Raw genomic sequence first — 19,810 nt, 5'->3', positions numbered from 1 at the left:
ATGGCACTACTGCAGATTTCCGAACCCGGTCAGACTCCGGAACCCCACCAGCGCAAGCGCGCTGTGGGCATAGACCTGGGCACCACCAACTCCCTGGTGGCGACCGTGCGCAGCGGTTCGGCGGAAGCCATAGCCGCGGAGGACGGCAGTGTGATTCTGCCGTCTGCGGTGCACTACGGCGGAGCGGAAATCACCGTGGGCGCCGCAGCGCGCGTTCGTGCCGGGGAGGATCCCTACAACACGCTGATCTCGGTAAAGCGACTGATGGGGCGCGGCATTGCCGATGTGCAGAGCTTCGGCGAACAGTTGCCATACAGATTTACAGACAGCGACGGCGGCATGCCGGCGATTGAAACCGCGGCCGGGCCGGTGAACCCGGTGCAGGTGTCTGCGGAGATACTGAAAGAACTGGCGCGGCGCGGTCGCGAGGCCCTCGGTGGCGAGCTGGACGGCGCCGTGATCACGGTACCGGCCTATTTCGACGAGGCCCAGCGCCAGGCCACCAAGGACGCCGCGCAACTGGCCGGGCTCAAGGTGTTGCGCCTGTTGAACGAGCCCACCGCGGCCGCGGTGGCCTACGGCCTGGATAAGGGCGAGGAAGGCGTGATAGCGGTTTACGACCTCGGCGGTGGCACCTTCGATATCTCGATACTGCGACTGTCCCGCGGCGTCTTCGAGGTGCTCTCCACCGGCGGCGACACCGCCCTCGGCGGCGATGACTTCGACCGCGCCATCGCCGGCTGGATGGCCGGGCAGGCGGGCCTGGGCACCGATCTCGATGTGGCGACCCAGCGCGCGCTGCTGGACAGCGCCTGTGCGGCCAAGGAGACCCTGGCGCAGCGCGAGCAGGTGGAAGTCAGCCACGGCGACTGGCGCGGTACCCTGGACCGCACCGGTATGGCAGAACTGCTGGATCCGCTGATCGACAAGACTCTGCGGGCCTGCAAGCGCGCCCTGCGCGACGCCGGCCTGCCCGTCGACGAAGTGCAGGAAGTGGTTCTGGTGGGCGGTTCCACCCGTACCCTGCGTGTACGCGAGCGGGTGGAGGCGTATTTCGGCCGCGCTCCCCAGGCCGATATAGACCCGGACCAGGTGGTCGCCATAGGCGCGGCGCTGCAGGCGGATCAGCTGGTGGGCAACAAGACCGGCGAGGACCTGCTGCTGCTGGACGTCATTCCCCTGTCCCTGGGTATTGAGACCATGGGCGGGCTCACCGAGAAGCTGATCGCGCGCAACACCACCATTCCCGTAGCCAAGGCGCAGGAATTCACCACCTTCAAGGATGGCCAGACGGCCATGGCGATTCATGTGGTGCAGGGCGAGCGCGAGCTGGTCAAAGACTGCCGCTCCCTGGCGCGTTTCGAGCTGCGCGGCATACCGCCGATGGTGGCCGGCGCGGCCCATATTCGCGTGACCTTCCAGGTGGATGCGGACGGCCTGCTGTCGGTGACGGCGATGGAGAAGAGCAGCGGTGTCAGCGCCGATATCACCGTCAAGCCATCCTATGGCCTGGAGGACAAAGACATAGCGCGCATGCTGCAGGAGTCCTACGCCCACGCGGAAGAGGATATTGCCGCGCGCGCCCTGCGCGAGGCCCAGGTGGAGGCGGAGCGCACCCTGGAGAGTCTGCTGGCGGCGCTCAAGGAAAATGGCGCCGAATTGCTGGAAGAGCAGGAGCTGAACCAGCTGGAAAGAGCCATGGAGGCCCTGCGCCTGGCTCATAACGGCGGCGATGTGGAGGAAGTTCGCAGGCGTATGGAGACGCTCAACCAGCTGTCCGAGCCCTTCGCCGCACGCCGCATGGATGCGTCCATCAAGCGCGCCATGCAGGGCCATAGCCTGGACGAATTTGATAAATAGCCCCCGATTCCCTCGTCCGCTTGCGGGGGAGGGGATAGGGAGAGGGTGCCGAGCTGGGGCTCGGTGTTCCGGACCACTGGAGAGTCACTGACCCATGCCAAAGATTGTATTTTTACCCCACGCCGAGATCTGCCCCGAGGGCAAGGTGGTAGAGGCCGAGCCGGGTGTCAGCGTCTGCGACGCGGCGCTGGCGCACGGTATCGACATCGAGCACGCCTGCGAGAAGTCCTGTGCCTGTACTACCTGTCACGTGATAGTGCGCGAGGGTTTCGACTCCCTGGAGGAGCCGGATGAGTTGGAGGAGGATCTGCTGGACAAGGCCTGGGGCCTGGAGCCGGAATCCCGCCTTTCCTGCCAGGCAATCGTGGACGACGAAGACCTGGTGGTCGAAATCCCTAAATACACCATCAACCAGGTATCGGAAAAGCACTGACGGGTTGGTCACGAATTCTGCGGAGAAGCAATAATGAAATGGACGGACATTAACGATATCGCCATAGAGCTGGTGGAAACGCGCCCGGACGTGGATCCGCTGACAGTCAACTTCGTCGATCTGCGCAACTGGGTGATGGAACTGCCCGGTTTTGACGACGATCCGAACCGCTGTGGTGAAAAGATTCTCGAGGCGATTCAGGCCGCCTGGATCGAGGAAGCCGAGTAAGGGGACGGGCGGAAACAGTACAAACTTCATGCAGTAACGCGTATAATCCGCCCGCCTGAACAGGCGCTGCTCAAATATTGAGCGATGCATGAACACCGGGGAAGAGCAACTGATAGTGGTTGCTCTTCCTGTATTGGCAAGTTTAAAACACTGAAATTGGAGAAAAACATGGCCCTGGAACGCACCCTTTCCATCATCAAGCCGGACGCAGTAGCCAAGAATGTGATCGGCGAAATCGAAAGCCGCTTCGAAAAAGCCGGCCTGCGTATCGTTGCCATGAAAATGCAGCAGCTGTCCCGCGAGAAGGCCGAGGGCTTCTACGCCGAGCACAAGGAGCGCCCCTTCTTTAAAGACCTGGTGGACTTCATGACTTCCGGTCCCGTTGTGGTCCAGGTTCTGGAAGGCGAGAACGCCATCCTGGCCAACCGCGACCTGATGGGTGCCACCAACCCGCAGGAAGCCGCTGCCGGCACCATCCGCGCCGACTTCGCCCAGAGCATCGACGCCAATGCGGTACACGGTTCCGACTCCGCCGAATCCGCCGCGCGTGAAGTGAGCTACTTCTTTGCCGACGACGAGATCTGCCCGCGCAGCTAATCAAGTAGGGCAGGCGCCAAGCTCGGCTTATTAAGAAGTAATGAGCTTGAAGCGAAGGCCCTGATGCCGGGGGAGGTTTGCGGGACTGTCGGCCGGAGGGACCCGGCCGACAAGCCTCCAGGGATGGATTCACGGCGTGTCCCGTAAACCTCCCCCGGCAGCAGGGCTGCTCCGGCGCTCACTTATAGTCGCCGGTACAATGAGCCTTAGTGGCCCGAGGTAACGAATCCATGAGCACTACAGAAACCGCCAAAACCAACCTGCTCGGCCTGTCCGTCGACAAGCTGGCCGCGTTCTTCGAATCGCTGGGCGAGAAGCGTTTCCGCGCCGTGCAGGTGCTTAAGTGGATTCACCAGAACGGGGTCGACGATTTCGAGCAGATGACCAATGTCAGCAAGGCCCTGCGCCAGAAGCTGGCGGAAGTCGCCGAGATACGCGCGCCGGAAGTGCTGGGTCAGTGGGATTCCGCCGACGGCACGCGCAAGTGGCTGATTCAGGTCGAGGGCGCCAACGCCGTCGAGACTGTCTATATCCCCGACGGCGACCGCGGCACCCTGTGTGTCTCCTCCCAGGTGGGCTGCTCCCTGGACTGCAGCTTCTGTGCCACTGGCAAGCAGGGCTTCAACCGCGACCTGACCGCGGCAGAGATCATCGGCCAGGTGTGGATCGCCTGTAAATCCTTCGGCCAGCTGGAGCCGAAAGGCCCGCGCAAGGTGACCAATGTGGTGATGATGGGTATGGGTGAGCCATTGCTCAACTTCGACAATGTGGTCGACGCCATGAACCTGATGATGGAAGACAATGCCTACGGCATCTCCAAGCGCAGGGTTACATTGTCCACTTCCGGCGTTGTGCCGGCCCTGGATCGCCTGGCGGACGTGACCGACGTGAGCCTGGCCATTTCCCTGCACGCGCCCAACGACGAGCTGCGCAACCAGCTGGTGCCGATCAACAGGAAGTACCCGATCGCTGTACTGCTGGACTCGGCCAAGCGCTATATCGAGCGTATGCCGGATACGCATCGCAAGATGACTATCGAGTACACATTGATGCGGGAGGTCAACGACCGCCCGGAGCACGCCGAGCAGCTGGCCGAACTGCTGCGCGATGTGCCTGTAAAGATAAATCTGATACCCTTCAATCCGTTCGAGTTGTCCGACTACCAGCGGGTGAGCAACAACGCTTTGCGACGCTTTCAACAGATTTTGTTGGACAAAGGCTATACCGTAACCGTGCGTACCACCCGTGGCGACGATATCGCCGCGGCCTGCGGCCAGCTGGCCGGCAGTGTCAACGATCGCACGCGCCGCTCCGAACGTTACCGCAATGCCGAGCGCCGTGGCGATGGCGATATTGAGAGCCCGGTGCGTATCGTCGGGTGATGTCGGGAGGCATCACCGGGACGGAACATAAAAATGACAGGTGATGTTGTGTTGGCGAAACGTCTTTCCCTGCCTCTTGTGGGGTTGATTCTCTCGGTGTGGCTGAGTGGTTGTGTAACCACCGGCATGCCGCCGAAGCAGGAAATTGACCTGCAAAAAGCGCTGCAGACGCACGTGCAGCTGGGGTTGCGCTATCTGCAGGATGGCAGCAACCGCGAGGCCGCGCGCCAGCACTTCAACAAGGCGCTGGAGCTGGGCAAAAAAAACCCGCTCGCCCACCACGGCCTGGCCCTGCTATACCAGACGGACGGCGAGATGGCCGTGGCCGAATCCCACTTCAAGAAGGCCCTGCGCTACGACAGCGGCTTCTCTATGGCGCGCACCAACTACGGTGTATTCCTCTACCAGCAGGAGCGCTACGAAGAGGCCCTGGAGCAGTTTGAGCGCGCTTCCCAGGACCTGACCTACAACCGCCGCTCCTACGCCCTGGCCAACTACGGCCGCACTGCAGTCAAGCTCGGTAAGGTCGAGGAGGCGGAGCAGGCGTATACCCGCGCCCTGGCGCTGGACGCCGACCTGCCGCAGGCGCTGCTGGAACTGGCGGAACTCAAATTCAACGCCGGTGACTATCCACAGGCGAAGCACTACCTGGACAGATACAGTGCTGAAAACCGGCAGATACCCCAGTCCCTGTGGCTGGGTATCCGCATCGAGAAAATCTTTGGCAATCGGGACAAGGAACGGAGCTACGCCCTGGCGCTGAAAAACCTTTACCCCTATTCGGCAGAAACGCTGAAGTACCAAAAGATGATGGCCAATGACGGATAACCTCTCCGAAATCGAAGCAGAGCGCACAGAAGAAGCCACCGGGCAGTCCCAGGACGCCTCCCCCGGCAGCCAGCTGCGGCGTGCCCGGGAGGCAGCCGGTCTCAGTCGCGAGGAGCTGTCCCGTCGCCTGTGCATGATTGGCAACAAGCTCGAGCTGCTCGAGCGCGACGAATACGATTGCCTGCCGGGTTCCCTCTATGTGCGCGGCTATATCCGCAATGCCTGCAAGGAGCTGGGTATAAATGCGGAGCCGGTGCTTCAGGCTTACGCCGGCTACTGCGGTGCCGAGGAAGAGAGCCGCGAGATCCTCGCTCACGTCAGCCGCGGTCCGGTGGTGCAGGAGCGCAAACGCAGCTTTAAAGGGCTGGCCCTGCTACCACTGCTGGTCGTCGGCGGCGTCTTCTGGTGGATGCACGGGCGCGATGCGATGCCGCCGCTGGTAATCGCTGAAAAGCCCCCGGTTGAGGAAGCGCAAATAGCAGCATTCGGCAGTGAGGCGCAAAGTGGTATTGCTGCAGAGCAGTCACTTGCGGGAGGCGGCGCAGTAGAAGCGCCGGCTGAGGAAGCAGTGGCATTCGAGCAGGTCGCAGAGGCCGCACTCCCGGCGCCGGAAGACGCCGCCGAGGCGGGGTTCGAAGTCTCCGAGTTCCCTGCGGAAGAGGCGTCAATCGCTGCCGGGCCGGCGGAGCTGGAGCCGTCTCCCGTGACCAGCCAGGTGGAGCCGGCAACTGAGGGTTCAGCGCCGGCCGAGGCAGAAACTGCAGTTGTCGAGGGGGCCGCTGTGGAGGTATTGCAGCTCAGCTTTGATGAGGATTCCTGGGTCGAGGTCAAGGATGCCAGCGGCAGCGTGCTGATGGCCAAGGTGCAGCCCGCCGGCAGCGAGGCCTCGCTGACCGGTCAGCCGCCGTTCCAGCTGATGCTCGGCAATGCCAGCGGCACCCGGGTACGCTATCGGGGTGAGCTTGTGGACAGCGATCCCATCGGCAGCCGCCGCACCCGCCGCCTGACGGTTGGTAATTAATGCGGAATGATGAATTCGGAGTGCGGAATAGTCAGTAAATTGGCCTCTTTGGCTACGATTTGAGCTTTCCGCATTCATCATTCCGCATTCCGCATTTATAATCCCCTCCCTGTTTTAAGACAGCCGAAACCACCAGGTCAGTTTTATGCAATTCACCTCTCCCATTGTCCGCCGCGTGTCGCGCCAGATTATGGTGGGCGATGTGCCCGTCGGTGGCGGTGCGCCGATTTCGGTGCAGAGTATGACTAATACGGATACCTGCGATGTGGCCGCCACCGTGGATCAGGTGCAGCGCCTGCAGCAGGCCGGCGCGGACATAGTGCGCGTATCCGTGCCGAGCATGGACGCGGCCGAGGCCTTCGGCGAGATCAGGAAGCAGGTGAGCGTGCCGTTGGTGGCGGATATCCACTTCGACTACCGAATCGCCCTGCGTGTCGCCGACCTGGGTGTCGACTGCCTGCGTATCAACCCGGGCAATATCGGCCGCGAGAAACGTATCCGCGCGGTGGTGGACAAGGCCCGCGACCTGAATATCCCGATTCGTATCGGCGTCAACGCCGGATCCCTGGAAAAAGACCTGCAGAAAAAATACGGGGAGCCGACCCCGGATGCGCTGGTGGAGTCTGCCCTGCGCCATGTGGAGATACTCGACGGCCTGGATTTCCAGAATTTCAAGGTGAGCGTCAAGGCCTCCGATATTTTTATGGCCACCGCCGCCTACCGCAAGCTGGCAAGCCAGATTGAGCAGCCACTGCACCTGGGTATCACCGAGGCCGGCGGCCTGCGCGCCGGTACGGTCAAATCCGCCATAGGCCTCGGCGCCCTGTTGCTGGATGGCATTGGCGATACACTGCGCGTGTCCCTGGCCGCGGATCCGGTGGAAGAGGTGAAGGTGGGCTGGGACCTGCTCAAGAGCCTGCGCCTGCGCACCAAGGGCATCAACTTTATTGCCTGCCCCAGCTGCTCGCGACAGAACTTCGATGTGGTGAAAACCATGAACGAGCTGGAGGCGCGCCTCGAGGATATCACTACGCCGCTGGATGTGGCGGTGATTGGCTGCATCGTCAATGGTCCCGGTGAAGCGAAGGAAGCGGATATCGGTCTCGCCGGCGGGACTCCCAGTCATGCGATCTACGTGGATGGCCAGCCGGACCGCAAGTTCACCAACGAAAACCTGGTCGAGGACCTGGAGCGCCTGATTCGCGAGAAGGCCGCGGCCAAGGCGGAGCGCGAGGCGGACATCATCGCCAAGGCGTAGTGGGGAAGTCTTCCCCCGTAGGAGCGGCCCATGGCCGCGATCGGAGTTTGAAACAACCCCTGATCGCGGCCATGGGCGGATGGCCGCCCCGCCGCTCCTACAAAAACACTGAATAAACTCGAGTGAATTAGTAAGGAACAGCGTTGAAACAGCTTCGCGCCATACGCGGCATGAACGACCTGCTGCCGGACCAGTCCCCGGTGTGGCAGTATGTGGAATCCACCCTGAGCGAGCTCTTCGCCCGCTACGGCTACAGCGAGATCCGCACTCCCTACCTGGAGGCGACCCAGCTGTTCAGCCGCGCCGTCGGTGAGGCCACGGATATCGTCGAAAAGGAAATGTACACCTTCGACGACAAGAGCGGTGACAGCGTAACCCTGCGCCCGGAGGGCACCGCCGGTACCGTGCGCGCGGCCATCCAGAACAACCTGCTGATCCAGCCCCAGCGCCTGTGGTATTTCGGCCCCATGTTCCGCTACGAGCGGCCGCAGAAGGGCCGCCTGCGCCAGTTCCACCAGTTCGGTGTCGAGGTGTTTGGCATCGACGGGCCGGATATCGATGCGGAAATCCTGATCATGACCGCGCGCCTGTGGCGCCAGCTGGGTATCAGCGAGCATGTGACGCTGCAACTGAACTCGCTCGGTAACAGCGCCAGCCGCCAGGCCTACCGCGATGCGCTGGTGGACTACCTGAGCGCGCGCCGCGAGCAGTTGGACGAAGACAGCCAGCGCCGCCTGGAGCGCAACCCGCTGCGTATTCTCGACAGCAAAAACGCCCAGACCCAGGAACTGCTGGCCGGTGCGCCCTGTCTACTGGACTTCCTCGACGAGGAATCTGAGGCCCATTTCGCCCAGCTGCGTGAATTGCTGGACGTGGCCGGCGTGGCCTACGAGATCAACGCCAGGCTGGTGCGCGGTCTCGACTACTACGGCAAGACGGTGTTCGAGTGGGTCACCGACAGCCTCGGCGCCCAGGGTACCGTCTGTGCCGGCGGCCGCTACGACGGCCTGGTGGAGCAAATGGGTGGCAAGCCGACCCCGGCAGTGGGCTTCGGCCTCGGCGTCGAGCGACTGGTGCTGATGCTGGAGACCCTCGATGCCCTGCCCGAGGCGCTGGATCAGCAGGTGGATGCCTACCTGGTGGCCGTAGGTGAGGTACAATCGGCGGCTTTGGCCGCGGCGGAACAGCTGCGCGACCAACTGCCCTGGCTGCGCCTGCAGACCCATATGGGCGGCGGCAGCTTCAAGAGCCAGATGAAGAAGGCGGACAAGAGCGGCGCCGATTTCGCGCTGATCATCGGCGAGGATGAGGCCGCGGCGGGGCAGGTGACGGTCAAATACCTGCGCGCCGAGGCGCCGCAGCAGACAGTCGCACTGGCCGAACTGCCCGCATTGCTGCAGGGCTAAGTAAAGAACCCTGTAGGAGCGGCCCATGGCCGCGATCGATCTACCTGTAGACGATAGAGTCCGATCGCGGCGACCGCTATGGATGGCGGGAATGCCGATTGTGCAAGGAGCATGAAATCGGCCATGGGCCGCTCCTACAAAGAAAAATCTAAGAAATTACAGGAAAGGCGAACCACTCGATGGCTGACCACATTACCGAACAAGAACAAATAGAAACGCTGAAACGCTGGTGGGCGGAGAACGGCAAGGGCATTGTGACCGGCATAGTGCTGGCACTGGCCGGCTACTTTGGTTACCAGTGGTGGCAAAATGCCGAGCGCGGCCAGGCCGAGGAGGCCTCCAACCTGTACCAGGGGTTTGTCGAGGCGGTATCCGCCAACGACGGACAGCCGGACAACAAGCAGCTGACCACGGCCAAGAGCATTGGGCAGCAGCTGAAAGATGACTTCGCCAAGCGCATCTACGCCAGCCAGGCCTCCCTGCGCCTGGCGGCACTGGCGGCACAGGAAAACGATCTGGAAGTCGCGGAAAAGGAACTGCAGTGGGTGCTGGACAATACCGGCGAGACCTCCCTGCAGCTGCTGGCCAAGCGTCGCCTGGCGTCGGTGATGGCCGCGCGCGGCAAGCCGGAAGAGGCCCTGAAACTGCTCGAGGGCAGTGTGCCGCCGTCCTTCGCCGCCCTCTATGCGGAGACCCGCGGCGATATCCTGCTGCAGAAGGGCGATGAAGCCGGCGCGCGCGCCGCTTACCAGCAGGCGCTGGCGCAACTGCTGCCGGAGCAGTCGGGCAGTGCCCAGCTGCTGCGCCTGAAGGCCGAAAGCCTGGCAGGGGCCGAATCCGCCGAAGTCGAAAGCGAAGGCGAACAGAGTGCTCAGCCGACAGACACAGAGCCCAAGGAGAGCGACGAGCAATGAGTTTTATTTCCCGCGCAACAGGACGCGCGGCAGCCGTGGCTCTGGCCGTGGTCCTGGCCGCCTGCGCCTCCAATGAAGAGAAGGAAGATACGGATCCGGTGGAATTGGTGGACATCACCGCCAGTGTGGACCTGAAAGAGGTCTGGTCCGCCGGAATCGGCGATATAGACGCCAAACTGTATGCCATGCTGCAGCCCGCCATCGGCTCCGGCAAGCTGGTGGCCGCCAACAGCGAGGGCGATGTCTTCGCCTTCGACCGCACTACCGGCAAGCGCCAGTGGAAGACCGAGCTGGACGTCGAGATCAGCGGCGGTGTCGGTGTCGGTCTCGGCATCGCCGTGGTGGCGGACTACCGCGGCCGCGCCGTGGCGCTGGACCTGAATGACGGCAGCGAGCTGTGGACCTACCAGGTCTCCGGCGAAGTGGTGTCGGCACCGGCGGTCGGCGCGGGTGTGGTCGTGCTGCAGACAGTCGACGGCAAGCTGATCGGCCTGGACGCGGCCAGTGGTGAGGAGCGCTGGAGCCACAGTACGGTGTTGCCGGTGCTGACCCTGCGCGGCACCGCGGCACCGGTGATCAGCGGCGGCATTGTGATCGCCGGCCTCGACAACGGTAAACTGATTGCGCTGGACGCACGCGACGGCGTGCCCCGCTGGGAGCAACGCGTCGCCATTCCCCAGGGCTCTGCAGAACTGGAGCGGGTGGTGGATATCGACGGCACTCCGGTGGTGCGCGGTGACCTGGTCTTTGCCGCCAGCTACCAGGGTCGCGCCGTGGCCCTGTCCCGCGAAGACGGCCGCGGCCTCTGGGCGCGGGATGCCTCTACGCACCACAGCGTGGCCGTGGGCGCGGGCAATGTATACTTGAGCGATGCCTCAGGCAGTGTCTACGCCTACAATGTGGGCAACGGCCAGATTGTCTGGAGCAACAACGAACTGCTGCGCCGCGAGCTGAGCGGTCCGGCCTATTTCGGCGATGTCGTGGTAGTGGGCGACCTGGAGGGTTACCTGCACATTCTGGACCCGGGCAACGGCCACTTTGTCGGCCGTGAGCGCATCGATAGCGACCGGATACGTATCCCGCTGCTGGTGGACGGCGACCTGCTGTTCGCACTGTCCGACGACGGTGAGCTGGTGGCGCTGCGCCTGGAGCGCCGCCAGTAACCGCGCAGAAAATCGCGGAACAGAATAGGGGCAAACCTTGTGTTGGCCCACAGGCCCAGGGCCTGCCAGGAGCCTGCTGTGACCGCCATGGATGGCGGAAATGCAGATTTTGCGGGAGCAAAAATCTGCCAGGCAATTGAAATCGCCCGCCTCGCGCGGGCGTTTGTATTTTTTGTATAGGCTCAAGCCAGATTTATATGCTGCCAGTAATCGCCCTGGTCGGGCGCCCCAACGTGGGCAAATCCACACTTTTCAACCGGCTCACCAAGAGCCGCGACGCCCTGGTGGCCAACTATGCCGGCCTGACCCGCGATCGCAAGTACGGCGAGGCGGAGATCGATGGCCGCCAGGTGATTCTGGTGGACACCGGCGGTATCAGCGGTGGCGAGGAAGGCATAGACGCGGCCATGGCGCAGCAGTCGATGCAGGCCATCGAGGAGGCGGACATTGTCCTCTTCCTGGTGGACTGCCGTGCCGGCCTGACGCCGGCGGACGAGATGATCGCCGACCAGCTGCGCACCCGCTCCAAACCCACCTTCGTGGTCGCCAACAAGGTTGACGGCGTCAACCCGGATATCGCCCTGGCGCCCTTCTACGAGATGGGTATTGGCGAGATATTCCCGACCACGGCCACCCACGGCCGCGGTGTGCGCAGCCTGATGCAACGTGTGGCAGAAGACCTGCCCGCACAGGCCGAGCCGGAAGAGGTGGAAGAGGCCAAGGGCATCAAGATCGCCATCGTCGGCCGCCCCAATGTGGGCAAGTCCACCCTGGTAAACCGCCTGTTGGGCGAAGACCGCGTGGTGGTCTACGACCAGCCGGGTACTACCCGCGACAGCGTCTATATCAACTACGAGCGCGACGAAAAGCCCTACACAATTATCGATACGGCGGGCATTCGCCGTCGCAAGAACATCAAGGAGTCGGTGGAGAAATTCTCCATCGTCAAAACCCTGCAGGCGGTGGAAGACGCCAATGTGGTGGTGCTGGTGATCGACGCCCGCGAGGGCCTGGTGGACCAGGATATGCACCTGATGGGCAGTGTTATCCAGGCCGGCCGCGCGCTGGTGGTGGCGCTGAACAAATGGGATGGCCTCGAAGCCGATCACCGCGACTTTGTAAAAACGGAACTGGAGCGGCGGTTGCGCTTCGTCGATTTCGCCGATATCCACTTTATCTCCGCGCTGCACGGCACTGGTGTCGGCCACCTGTACGAATCCATCGAGTCGGCCTACCAGAGCGCCACCGATAAGCTGTCCACCAACCACCTGACGCGTATCCTGCAGTGGGCGGTGAGTGAGCACCAACCGCCACTGGTGCACGGCCACCGCATCAAGCTGCGCTACGCCCACGCCGGCGGCCAGAATCCGCCGGTGATCGTGATTCACGGCAATCAGACAGAACAGGTGCCGGCACACTATGTGCGCTACCTGGAGAAGACTTTCCGCAAGGCGCTGGAACTGCACGGCACGCCGGTCAAAATCGAATTCCGCACCGGCGCCAACCCCTACGCGGGCAAGAAGCAGAAACTGACCGATCGCCAGAAGGCCAAGAAACGTCGCCTGATGAAGTTTGTGAAAAAGAAAAAATAAATGATGCGGTTTTAGACGAGACACCCCCGCTGCCTGGTTGGGCGCGCCCCTCTCCCGCTTGCGGGTGAGGGGCGGGGGAGGGCAAAAAAGGAGAACGCCATGCTGGACCTGAAAAACACCTCGCTGCTGCGCACCCAGTCCTACGTGGACGGAAAGTGGATAGACGCCGACTCCGGCGAGACCTTCGATGTCACCAACCCCGCCACTGGCGAAGTCGTCGCCAGCATCGCCAACCTGGGTGCGGCGGAGACGCGCCGCGCGATCGAGGCCGCCAACAGGGCCTGGCCCGCCTGGCGCGATGCCACCGTCAAGGAACGGGCAAAAATCCTGCGGCGCTGGTTCGACCTGATCGCCGACAATGTCGACGACCTGGCGAAAATCCTTACCGCCGAGCAGGGCAAACCACTGGCGGAATCCAAAACCGAAATCCTCTACGGCGCCAACTATATCGAGTGGTTTTCCGAGGAGGCCAAGCGGGTCTACGGTGATGTCATAGCGCCGCCGTCGAAAGACAAGCGCATCGTCGTCATCAAGCAATCCGTCGGCGTCACCTGCTCGATAACCCCGTGGAATTTTCCCAGCGCCATGATCGCGCGCAAGATGGCCCCGGCCCTGGCCGCCGGCTGTCCCTTCGTCAGCAAACCGGCCTCAGAAACACCGTTGTCGGCCCTGGCGCTGGCGGTACTGGCGGAAGAGGCCGAAATTCCAGCCGGTGTTTTCAATGTGGTGGCCGGCAGGAGCGCGCGGGAAATCGGCGCCGAGATGACGGCCAATCCGCTGGTGCGCAAATTCACCTTCACCGGTTCCACCGCGGTCGGCAAGCAGCTGCAGGCCCAGTGTGCCGAGACCATCAAGAAAACCTCGATGGAGCTGGGCGGCAACGCACCCTTTATCGTCTTCGACGATGCGGATATCGATGCCGCAGTAAAAGGCGCAGTCATCTGCAAATACCGCAACGCCGGTCAGACCTGTGTCTGCGCCAACCGCATATTCGTGCAGGAAGGCATCTACGACGAGTTCGCGGAGAAATTCACCGCGGCTGTCAACGCCCTGAAAATGGGCAGCGGCTTTGATGCGGACACCGAAGTCGGACCGCTGATTACCGGAAAAGCGGTAAAAGGCGTACAGGAACTGGTGGACGACGCCCTGCAGAAAGGCGCCAATGCGACCGTCAGCGGCGGTCCCAGCGAACTGGGCGAATGCTTCTACGCTCCCACAGTGCTGACCAACGTCGACGACAAGATGCGCCTGTTCAAGGAAGAGATTTTCGGCCCGGTGGCGCCGCTGTTCAAGTTCTCCACCGAGGAAGAAGCGATCAAACTGGCCAACGATACCGAGTTCGGCCTCGCCTCCTACTTCTATTCCCGCGATATCGGCCGCATCTGGCGTGTTTCCGAAGGATTGGAATATGGCATGGTCGGTATCAACGAGGGCATCATCTCCAACGAGATGGCCCCCTTCGGCGGCATCAAGGAATCCGGCCAGGGCCGCGAGGGCTCCAAGTACGGCCTCGACGATTACCTGGAAATCAAATATCTCTGCATGGGCGGGATTTGATAAATGCGGAATCTGAAATCTACCTTGTAGGAGCGGCCGGTGGCCGCGATCGATGTCAAATTATTTTCCTGAGCCTGATTGCGGCCACTGGCGGATGCCCGCCCCGCCGCTCCTACAGGAACATATCGTCATTCCGGCGCAGGCCGGAATCCAGGTGCCACTGAACTGGATACCGGCCTGCGCCGGTATGACGAACGCATTAACGGTTGATTCGGAATAGATTATCTACAGGTAATTTTCCGCCCGTCGAGTTTATGAAGCCTATTGCCACAATCCACTCCTGTTTCGGCGAAAAGTTTGGCGTCCCGCGCCAACCTCTGCTCGCCGACGCCAGCCGCGCCGCCATAGAACTGCTACCGCCGCTGGACACCCCCGACGCCGTCGCCGGCCTGGAGCAGAACACCCATATCTGGGTGATCTTCCAGTTCCACCAGGCCGCCGGCCAGTGGTCCGCCAAGGTGCGCCCGCCGCGCCTCGGCGGCAACAGGAAACTCGGCGTGCTCGCCACCCGCTCTCCATTCCGCCCGAACAATATCGGCCTGTCGGTGGTGCGTCTGCTGGAGGTGCGCACATCGCCGAAGGTGGAGCTGATCGTCGGCGGCGCAGATCTCGTGGACGGCACGCCGGTGCTGGATATCAAACCCTATGTTCCCTATGCCGATGCACTGCCCGATGCGCACAGCGCTTTTGCCGACAGTGCTCCCAGTTCGGTGAATGTTTCCATTCCCGATGAGATCCTGAACAGGGCAGCAGCCTATCGCGACGATTGGGGCACAGACCTGCCGCGGCTGATCGAACAGGTGTTGGCCCAGGATCCCAAGCCCGCGTATCAGCAGCCGCAACCCGATCGCATTTACGGTATGGCACTGTGCGGATTCAATCTGCGCTGGCGCTACCTTTCTTCGGATGCGCTCGAAGTGGTGGGGCTGGAGTAACTCCGAACAGGCCCAGCTGGCCATCCACCAGTCTGTCGAAATCCAGCGCTATAAACGGCAGTACGGCATCGGCTACCGATTTCAGCTGCCGGTCGATATAGTGCTGGTAGTCTATCGGCGACTGGCGATAGTCCACGGGCTCAGGGCCGTTGAGCGTGATCACATAGCGGATCCAGCCCTTGTTCTGGTGGCGCGCGGCCAGACCCTGCTGGCGGCGGAGTTCATCGGCCAGTCGCGCCGCCCGTACATGCGGCGGTACGTTTTTTACGTACTGTTCCAGCTTGCGCCTGAGCCGCTTGCGGTACACCAGCTGCTCGTCCAGTTCCCCGGCCTGGGTCTTGGCGACTGTCTCGCGGATATAGTCGGACGGATCCTCGCCGCGAAACACCATGGCGTAGAGCTGCGTCTGGAACTGCTTGGCCAGGGCGGTCCAGTCGCTGCGCACCGTTTCCAGGCCCTTGAACACCAGCTGTTCCTCGCCACCTTTCACCACCAGGCCCGCATAGCGCTTCTTCGAGCCCGCCTCCGAACCGCGAATGGTGGGCATCAAAAAGCGCCGGTAATGGGTTTCGAATTCCAGTTCCAGCAGGCACTCCAGCTGCAGCTCCTCCTTTAACTTGTGCCGCCAGCGTTTATTGATCTCGCTGGCCAGGGCCTGTCCGGTGGCATCCGCCTCGTCGGGGCTGGGGCCGCCGCTCAACCATACAAAGGTGGAATCGGTATCGCCGTAGATGACCTGGTGGCCCATCTCCTCGATCCAGCGCGCGGTCTGCTGCATTATCTCGTGACCGCGCAGGGTGATGGAGCTGGCCAGGCGCGTGTCGTAGAAGCGGCAGCCCCCGGAACCCAGCACCCCGTAGAAGGAGTTCATGATGATCTTGATGGCCTGGGAACGGGCGGCGTCCTGCTCCCGCTTGGCGATGTCCCGCTGTGCCCACAGATCCGCAATGATGTCCGGCAGGAAGTGTCGGTCGCGGGAAAAGCGCGCGCCGCGAAAACCGGGAATGGCGTCGTCGTCCGCGAGGCCCTCGACCAGTCCCTCAATCAACCCCATGGGATCTATCTTGAAGGTGCGGATGATGCTCGGATACAGACTCTTGAAATCCAGTACCAGCACGTTGTCGTACAGGCCCGGGCGGGAGTCCATCACATAGCCGCCCGGGCTGGCCAGACCGCCGTCGGCAGGCAGATTGGGGGCCACGTAGTGGCTGCGGTGTAGCCTGGGCAGGTAGAGATTGGTAAAGGCCGCCACTGAGCCGCCGCTGCGATCCAGCTCCAGGCCGGTGAGCTGGGCGCGCAGGCGCAGGTAGTCCAGCAACCGGGTGTGCTGGAATATATCCCAGACCAGGCGGCAGTCTTCCAGGTTGTAGGCGGCCAGTTTGGGCTTGTTGTGGCGAAAGTCGTGTTCGATCACGGCCAGGCGGTTGTCCACCTCTTCGGTATCCTTGCCCCGGCCGAGCAGGGTTTGGGCCACAAACTCCAGGCTGAAGCTCTCGAAGTTGTAGGTGGCACTCTTGAGGCCGTCGATACCGTCCAGCACTACCCGGCCGGGCAGGGTGACAAAGCCCTGGCCGCCCTCGCGGCCATCCCGCCAGCGGGCATCGGCGCCGCCCCGGCCCAGCTTCAGGCGCAACCCATGGCGCTCGGCCCTCTGCAAAAGCAGCCGGAAATCGAAACCCACCACGGACCAGCCGATAATGATGTCCGGATCCAGGCTCCCAAGCCTGGCCTCCAGGGCCTTGAGCAGGGCCCGCTCGTTGTCGACCCAGGCGATGGGGATGTCGGCACTCTGCGGCTGACCCACCATCAGCACCTCTTCCACGCCGTGGCCATAGAGACCGATGGAATACAGCTCGCCCCGGCCGGAGCACTCCACATCCAGGGACACCACCTTGAAATCCGGCTGTACCTCGGCGCCCTTGATACGCACCTGGCGATACTCCATATAGCCGTCTCTGGCCTGGGCCCGACCTTCAAAATAGAGGCCTCCCTGCGCGAAGCGCTCCATCAGATAGCGGTCGTGCAGACGAAAATCCCCTTCCAGCACCTGGATGCCGCGATCTCGCAGTAGCGCCTGGCCCCGGCGGTGGGCATTGATGGTGGGGAAGTACAGCATGGCCGCCTCCTCGCGGCCAAAGGTCTGGAAACCCAGCTGCCGCCATTGATAGGACACGCCGGCCAGGGCCTCGCTCACCGGGGCCCGGTCTGCCACCCTCACCATAAACACGGGCCGCTCTCCCTCAATGACCAGCTTGGCCGGGCCCTGGGGCGTGGCCAGCCAGTAGTGGATACAGGTGCTGTCACCCTGATCGAAGCTGTGGCGGCTGAGGAGAAATCCTTGGGGCAAGGGGCTAATTCGGGTTGGGACTTTGCGCCATTTTACTGGATATAAACACAGATATCAGCAGGCCCGCAACGATGGGCCAAATGGCCCGTTGGTATCCAGCTTCCGGTGAATCACCGAGCCATTATCCCTGGCCAGGTTTTAGGGGTCGCTTAAGGGCTGTATCGATTCCGGAGTATTGGGGTTCTTTCTCAATGTCTATTGCTTCCAAAATACCATTCCTTTTTCCAACTGCTCGAACGGCATTCACTTTCTTTCAATGGTCATGTTTTGCGCGAAAGTGGCAGCTAGAAAAATTACAAATGACACGATAGTGCATGATTGTAATGCGGTGTAATGGCACAACATTGACTATTCGACATCGTTGTCATTAAGATGCCCGGCCTTGGGGAGGCCGGTTGCTTCATGCAGCCGCAATAAAAACACAAAAAAGAGTAATTAGATGTGACGGGACGTTTCACATCTGTAATCCGCACCATTGGATTATTGTGTGTTATCGGGGGATATGCGCACTGGCTTGGTGCGCAGACGCCGGAAACTGAATCCGGGCACTGCGCAGCTGAGCTGGATGCCGGCTATTTCACTCCATTAATACCCACAAGCGCGCAAACATCTGAATTGTGTTTTGCTCAATCGGGTGAGTTTGATGGTGCTGAGCAGTTTCTACTCATTGACGTCGCTGCGCAGCCGCGTTCCTACCCTTCAGTATCAAATGCTATTCATCTCTCAGACTGGCAAGTCAAAACAAAGTTCTTCCTAAAAAATAAACCCCTGCTCATCGTCGCCGAGCCTTATAAAAGGCACCCGCTGGCAAGGCTCTGCAATGAGCTGATTCAAAACGGGTTCCAGCACCCCAAGATACTGATTGGCAGCAGCGCGACAAATAATGGCGAAAGACGCTCCGCAATTGCTCCAGTAGACGACTTTATCGTCGAGGTGAGTAATTTCGGGGTAGTAACAGTGGCAACAAACCGAAAGGTAGCCGATGAACTGGCCGCGTTAGGCATTCCGGCAGTGGCCGTTGAATCCGGTTCGAACCTGAAAGCCGCTGTACGCGATGCCACTATCAACTATTCGTTGAATGGCTATCTACCGGTATTCATAGTCGGGAAGCTGGAGGACGAGCTGGATCTGGAGAAACGGCTAAACGAAGCACCCGTCAACGAGGCTTTCGTAGTATCCGGCGGAATAGAAGGCATAAAGGCAGCTTTAAAAACCAGCGCCCTGAGCGCCGCAAAACGGTTACACCCAGTTGGAGTGTCCAGCTGTGCCGGCTAATCAACCCCAGAAATCCGTAGCAATGCCCCCCTCTCCCGCTTGCGGGGGAGGGGGTTCCCGTAGAAACCCCACACTCAAAAACTTGGCGCTTTCAGTCATCGCAGCCTCCCTGGTCCTCGCGATTACCTGGCTCTACCTAGGACTCTCAAAAGGCAAGCCCGAGTACACTATCGCCAAAACAATCCGCTACAGCTTCCTGGTCACCAACAATACAGCTGAGTATATCGAGAGCGCTTCGCTCAAGGTATTCGCCCCGGTAAAGCAGAATGCATACCAGCTGACAGAACAGATAGCAGCCAATCAAACCTTTCAAACCCAGACCGACCAATCGGGCAACCAGTCGCTCCTATTCCAATTGAAAGGCCTTGCACCCCACGCCAGCCAAATCATCAGCATTACCGCCGAGGTAAAGCTCGCTACTGGCGCGCAGCCATTCGGTGACGAGTCAGAGATCTTATTGTTGTCCGAACCCAATATCGAAGTGGATGCGCCGGAAATCGGCGACTTGGCGGCAAAACTCAACGGCGAAATACCGCAAATTGCCGCATGGCTTTACAAAAACGTAACCAATATCGGCTATATAGCCGAAGACCGCGGCGCCCACTACGCCATAGCTGCACGGCAGGGCGACTGCACAGAATTTGCTTCCGCATTCGTTGCCCTGGCCAGAGCCTCGAATGTGCCTTCAAGAATGATCGGGGGCTTCACGATGGAGCAGTCCGGCAGGCTGCAGGCCGAGAACTACCACAATTGGGCGGAATATGAATCGGGCGATACCTGGGGGATCGCGGATCCGCAGAACAATATTGTCGACTCGGGCTACGGCTCCTATATCGCCTTCTACAACTTTGACAAACACTCAAGACTGGAAAACAGCCAGCGCTTCCTGAGCTACGACCAGCGCCTGAGCGTACAGATGATGTAGCAACTCGAAAGAATAGCGCCCCCCTCCCCCCTCGCGGGGGGAGGGGGCGGGGGGGGGGGGGGCGACCCGGAGGCCCCCCCGGCGGACCC

The 19,810-nt window shown here is 61.5% G+C and carries 17 protein-coding genes; 16 read left to right on the top strand and 1 reads right to left on the bottom strand.

Features of this window, described 5'->3' with window-relative positions:
• The 14 genes from hscA (at window position 1) to tsaA (ending at window position 15,174) form a co-directional block, all read left to right on the top strand.
• The gene (gene hscA, locus IG627_RS06220) at window positions 1-1,860 is read left to right on the top strand and encodes a Fe-S protein assembly chaperone HscA (protein WP_193191165.1); all 1,860 of its coding nucleotides are present in this window, start codon (window positions 1-3) and stop codon (window positions 1,858-1,860) included.
• A 94-nt stretch (window positions 1,861-1,954) separates the two neighbouring features.
• Window positions 1,955-2,293, top strand: coding sequence for an ISC system 2Fe-2S type ferredoxin (gene fdx, locus IG627_RS06215; RefSeq protein ID WP_193191163.1), 339 nt, complete (start codon window positions 1,955-1,957; stop codon window positions 2,291-2,293).
• A 33-nt stretch (window positions 2,294-2,326) separates the two neighbouring features.
• On the top strand, window positions 2,327-2,521 hold the full coding sequence (gene iscX / locus IG627_RS06210; RefSeq protein WP_193191161.1) for a Fe-S cluster assembly protein IscX: 195 nt from the start codon (window positions 2,327-2,329) through the stop codon (window positions 2,519-2,521).
• Window positions 2,522-2,689: 168 nt separating this feature from the next.
• Window positions 2,690-3,118, top strand: coding sequence for a nucleoside-diphosphate kinase (gene ndk, locus IG627_RS06205; RefSeq protein ID WP_193191158.1), 429 nt, complete (start codon window positions 2,690-2,692; stop codon window positions 3,116-3,118).
• A 230-nt stretch (window positions 3,119-3,348) separates the two neighbouring features.
• Window positions 3,349-4,500, top strand: coding sequence for a 23S rRNA (adenine(2503)-C(2))-methyltransferase RlmN (gene rlmN, locus IG627_RS06200; protein ID WP_193191156.1), 1,152 nt, complete (start codon window positions 3,349-3,351; stop codon window positions 4,498-4,500).
• A gap of 33 nt (window positions 4,501-4,533) precedes the next feature.
• The gene (gene pilW / locus IG627_RS06195; RefSeq protein WP_193191154.1) at window positions 4,534-5,328 is read left to right on the top strand and encodes a type IV pilus biogenesis/stability protein PilW; all 795 of its coding nucleotides are present in this window, start codon (window positions 4,534-4,536) and stop codon (window positions 5,326-5,328) included.
• The gene (locus IG627_RS06190; RefSeq protein ID WP_193191152.1) at window positions 5,318-6,349 is read left to right on the top strand and encodes a RodZ domain-containing protein; all 1,032 of its coding nucleotides are present in this window, start codon (window positions 5,318-5,320) and stop codon (window positions 6,347-6,349) included. Before pilW ends, IG627_RS06190 begins: the two co-directional genes overlap by 11 nt.
• 145 nt (window positions 6,350-6,494) lie before the next feature.
• Window positions 6,495-7,607, top strand: a complete 1,113-nt coding sequence (ispG, locus tag IG627_RS06185; RefSeq protein ID WP_193191149.1) for a flavodoxin-dependent (E)-4-hydroxy-3-methylbut-2-enyl-diphosphate synthase — start codon at window positions 6,495-6,497, stop codon at window positions 7,605-7,607.
• A 143-nt stretch (window positions 7,608-7,750) separates the two neighbouring features.
• Window positions 7,751-9,013 (top strand): histidine--tRNA ligase, encoded by a 1,263-nt coding sequence (gene hisS, locus IG627_RS06180; RefSeq protein ID WP_193191147.1) that lies wholly within the window; start codon window positions 7,751-7,753, stop codon window positions 9,011-9,013.
• A gap of 179 nt (window positions 9,014-9,192) precedes the next feature.
• Window positions 9,193-9,927, top strand: a complete 735-nt coding sequence (locus tag IG627_RS06175) for a YfgM family protein (protein WP_193191145.1) — start codon at window positions 9,193-9,195, stop codon at window positions 9,925-9,927.
• Window positions 9,924-11,090 carry an outer membrane protein assembly factor BamB gene (gene bamB / locus IG627_RS06170; RefSeq protein WP_193191143.1) on the top strand — a complete coding sequence of 389 codons (1,167 nt, stop codon included), beginning with the start codon at window positions 9,924-9,926 and terminating at the stop codon, window positions 11,088-11,090. Before IG627_RS06175 ends, bamB begins: the two co-directional genes overlap by 4 nt.
• Window positions 11,091-11,287: 197 nt before the next feature.
• Window positions 11,288-12,682: a ribosome biogenesis GTPase Der gene (gene der / locus IG627_RS06165; RefSeq protein WP_193191140.1), complete on the top strand. Its 1,395-nt coding sequence runs from the start codon at window positions 11,288-11,290 to the stop codon at window positions 12,680-12,682.
• Between the two features lie 99 nt (window positions 12,683-12,781).
• Window positions 12,782-14,239: an NAD-dependent succinate-semialdehyde dehydrogenase gene (locus tag IG627_RS06160; RefSeq protein WP_193191130.1), complete on the top strand. Its 1,458-nt coding sequence runs from the start codon at window positions 12,782-12,784 to the stop codon at window positions 14,237-14,239.
• Between the two features lie 254 nt (window positions 14,240-14,493).
• Window positions 14,494-15,174 (top strand): tRNA (N6-threonylcarbamoyladenosine(37)-N6)-methyltransferase TrmO, encoded by a 681-nt coding sequence (gene tsaA, locus IG627_RS06155; RefSeq protein ID WP_193191128.1) that lies wholly within the window; start codon window positions 14,494-14,496, stop codon window positions 15,172-15,174.
• Here the strand turns inward: tsaA and IG627_RS06150 are convergent.
• Window positions 15,116-17,521 (bottom strand): DNA polymerase II, encoded by a 2,406-nt coding sequence (locus IG627_RS06150; RefSeq protein WP_226864784.1) that lies wholly within the window; start codon window positions 17,519-17,521, stop codon window positions 15,116-15,118. The genes tsaA and IG627_RS06150 overlap by 59 nt on opposite strands.
• 441 nt (window positions 17,522-17,962) lie before the next feature.
• Between IG627_RS06150 and IG627_RS06145 the strand changes: the two genes are divergently transcribed.
• Both IG627_RS06145 and IG627_RS06140 read left to right on the top strand, forming a co-directional pair.
• On the top strand, window positions 17,963-18,796 hold the full coding sequence (locus tag IG627_RS06145) for a hypothetical protein (RefSeq protein WP_193191117.1): 834 nt from the start codon (window positions 17,963-17,965) through the stop codon (window positions 18,794-18,796).
• A 22-nt stretch (window positions 18,797-18,818) separates the two neighbouring features.
• Window positions 18,819-19,721: a transglutaminase-like domain-containing protein gene (locus tag IG627_RS06140; RefSeq protein WP_193191115.1), complete on the top strand. Its 903-nt coding sequence runs from the start codon at window positions 18,819-18,821 to the stop codon at window positions 19,719-19,721.
• The last annotated feature ends 89 nt before the right edge of the window (window positions 19,722-19,810 follow it).

The organism is Microbulbifer taiwanensis (genome assembly GCF_014904815.1).
Lineage (GTDB): Bacteria > Pseudomonadota > Gammaproteobacteria > Pseudomonadales > Cellvibrionaceae > Microbulbifer > Microbulbifer taiwanensis.
This window is presented reverse-complemented; position numbering and strand designations above follow the sequence as displayed.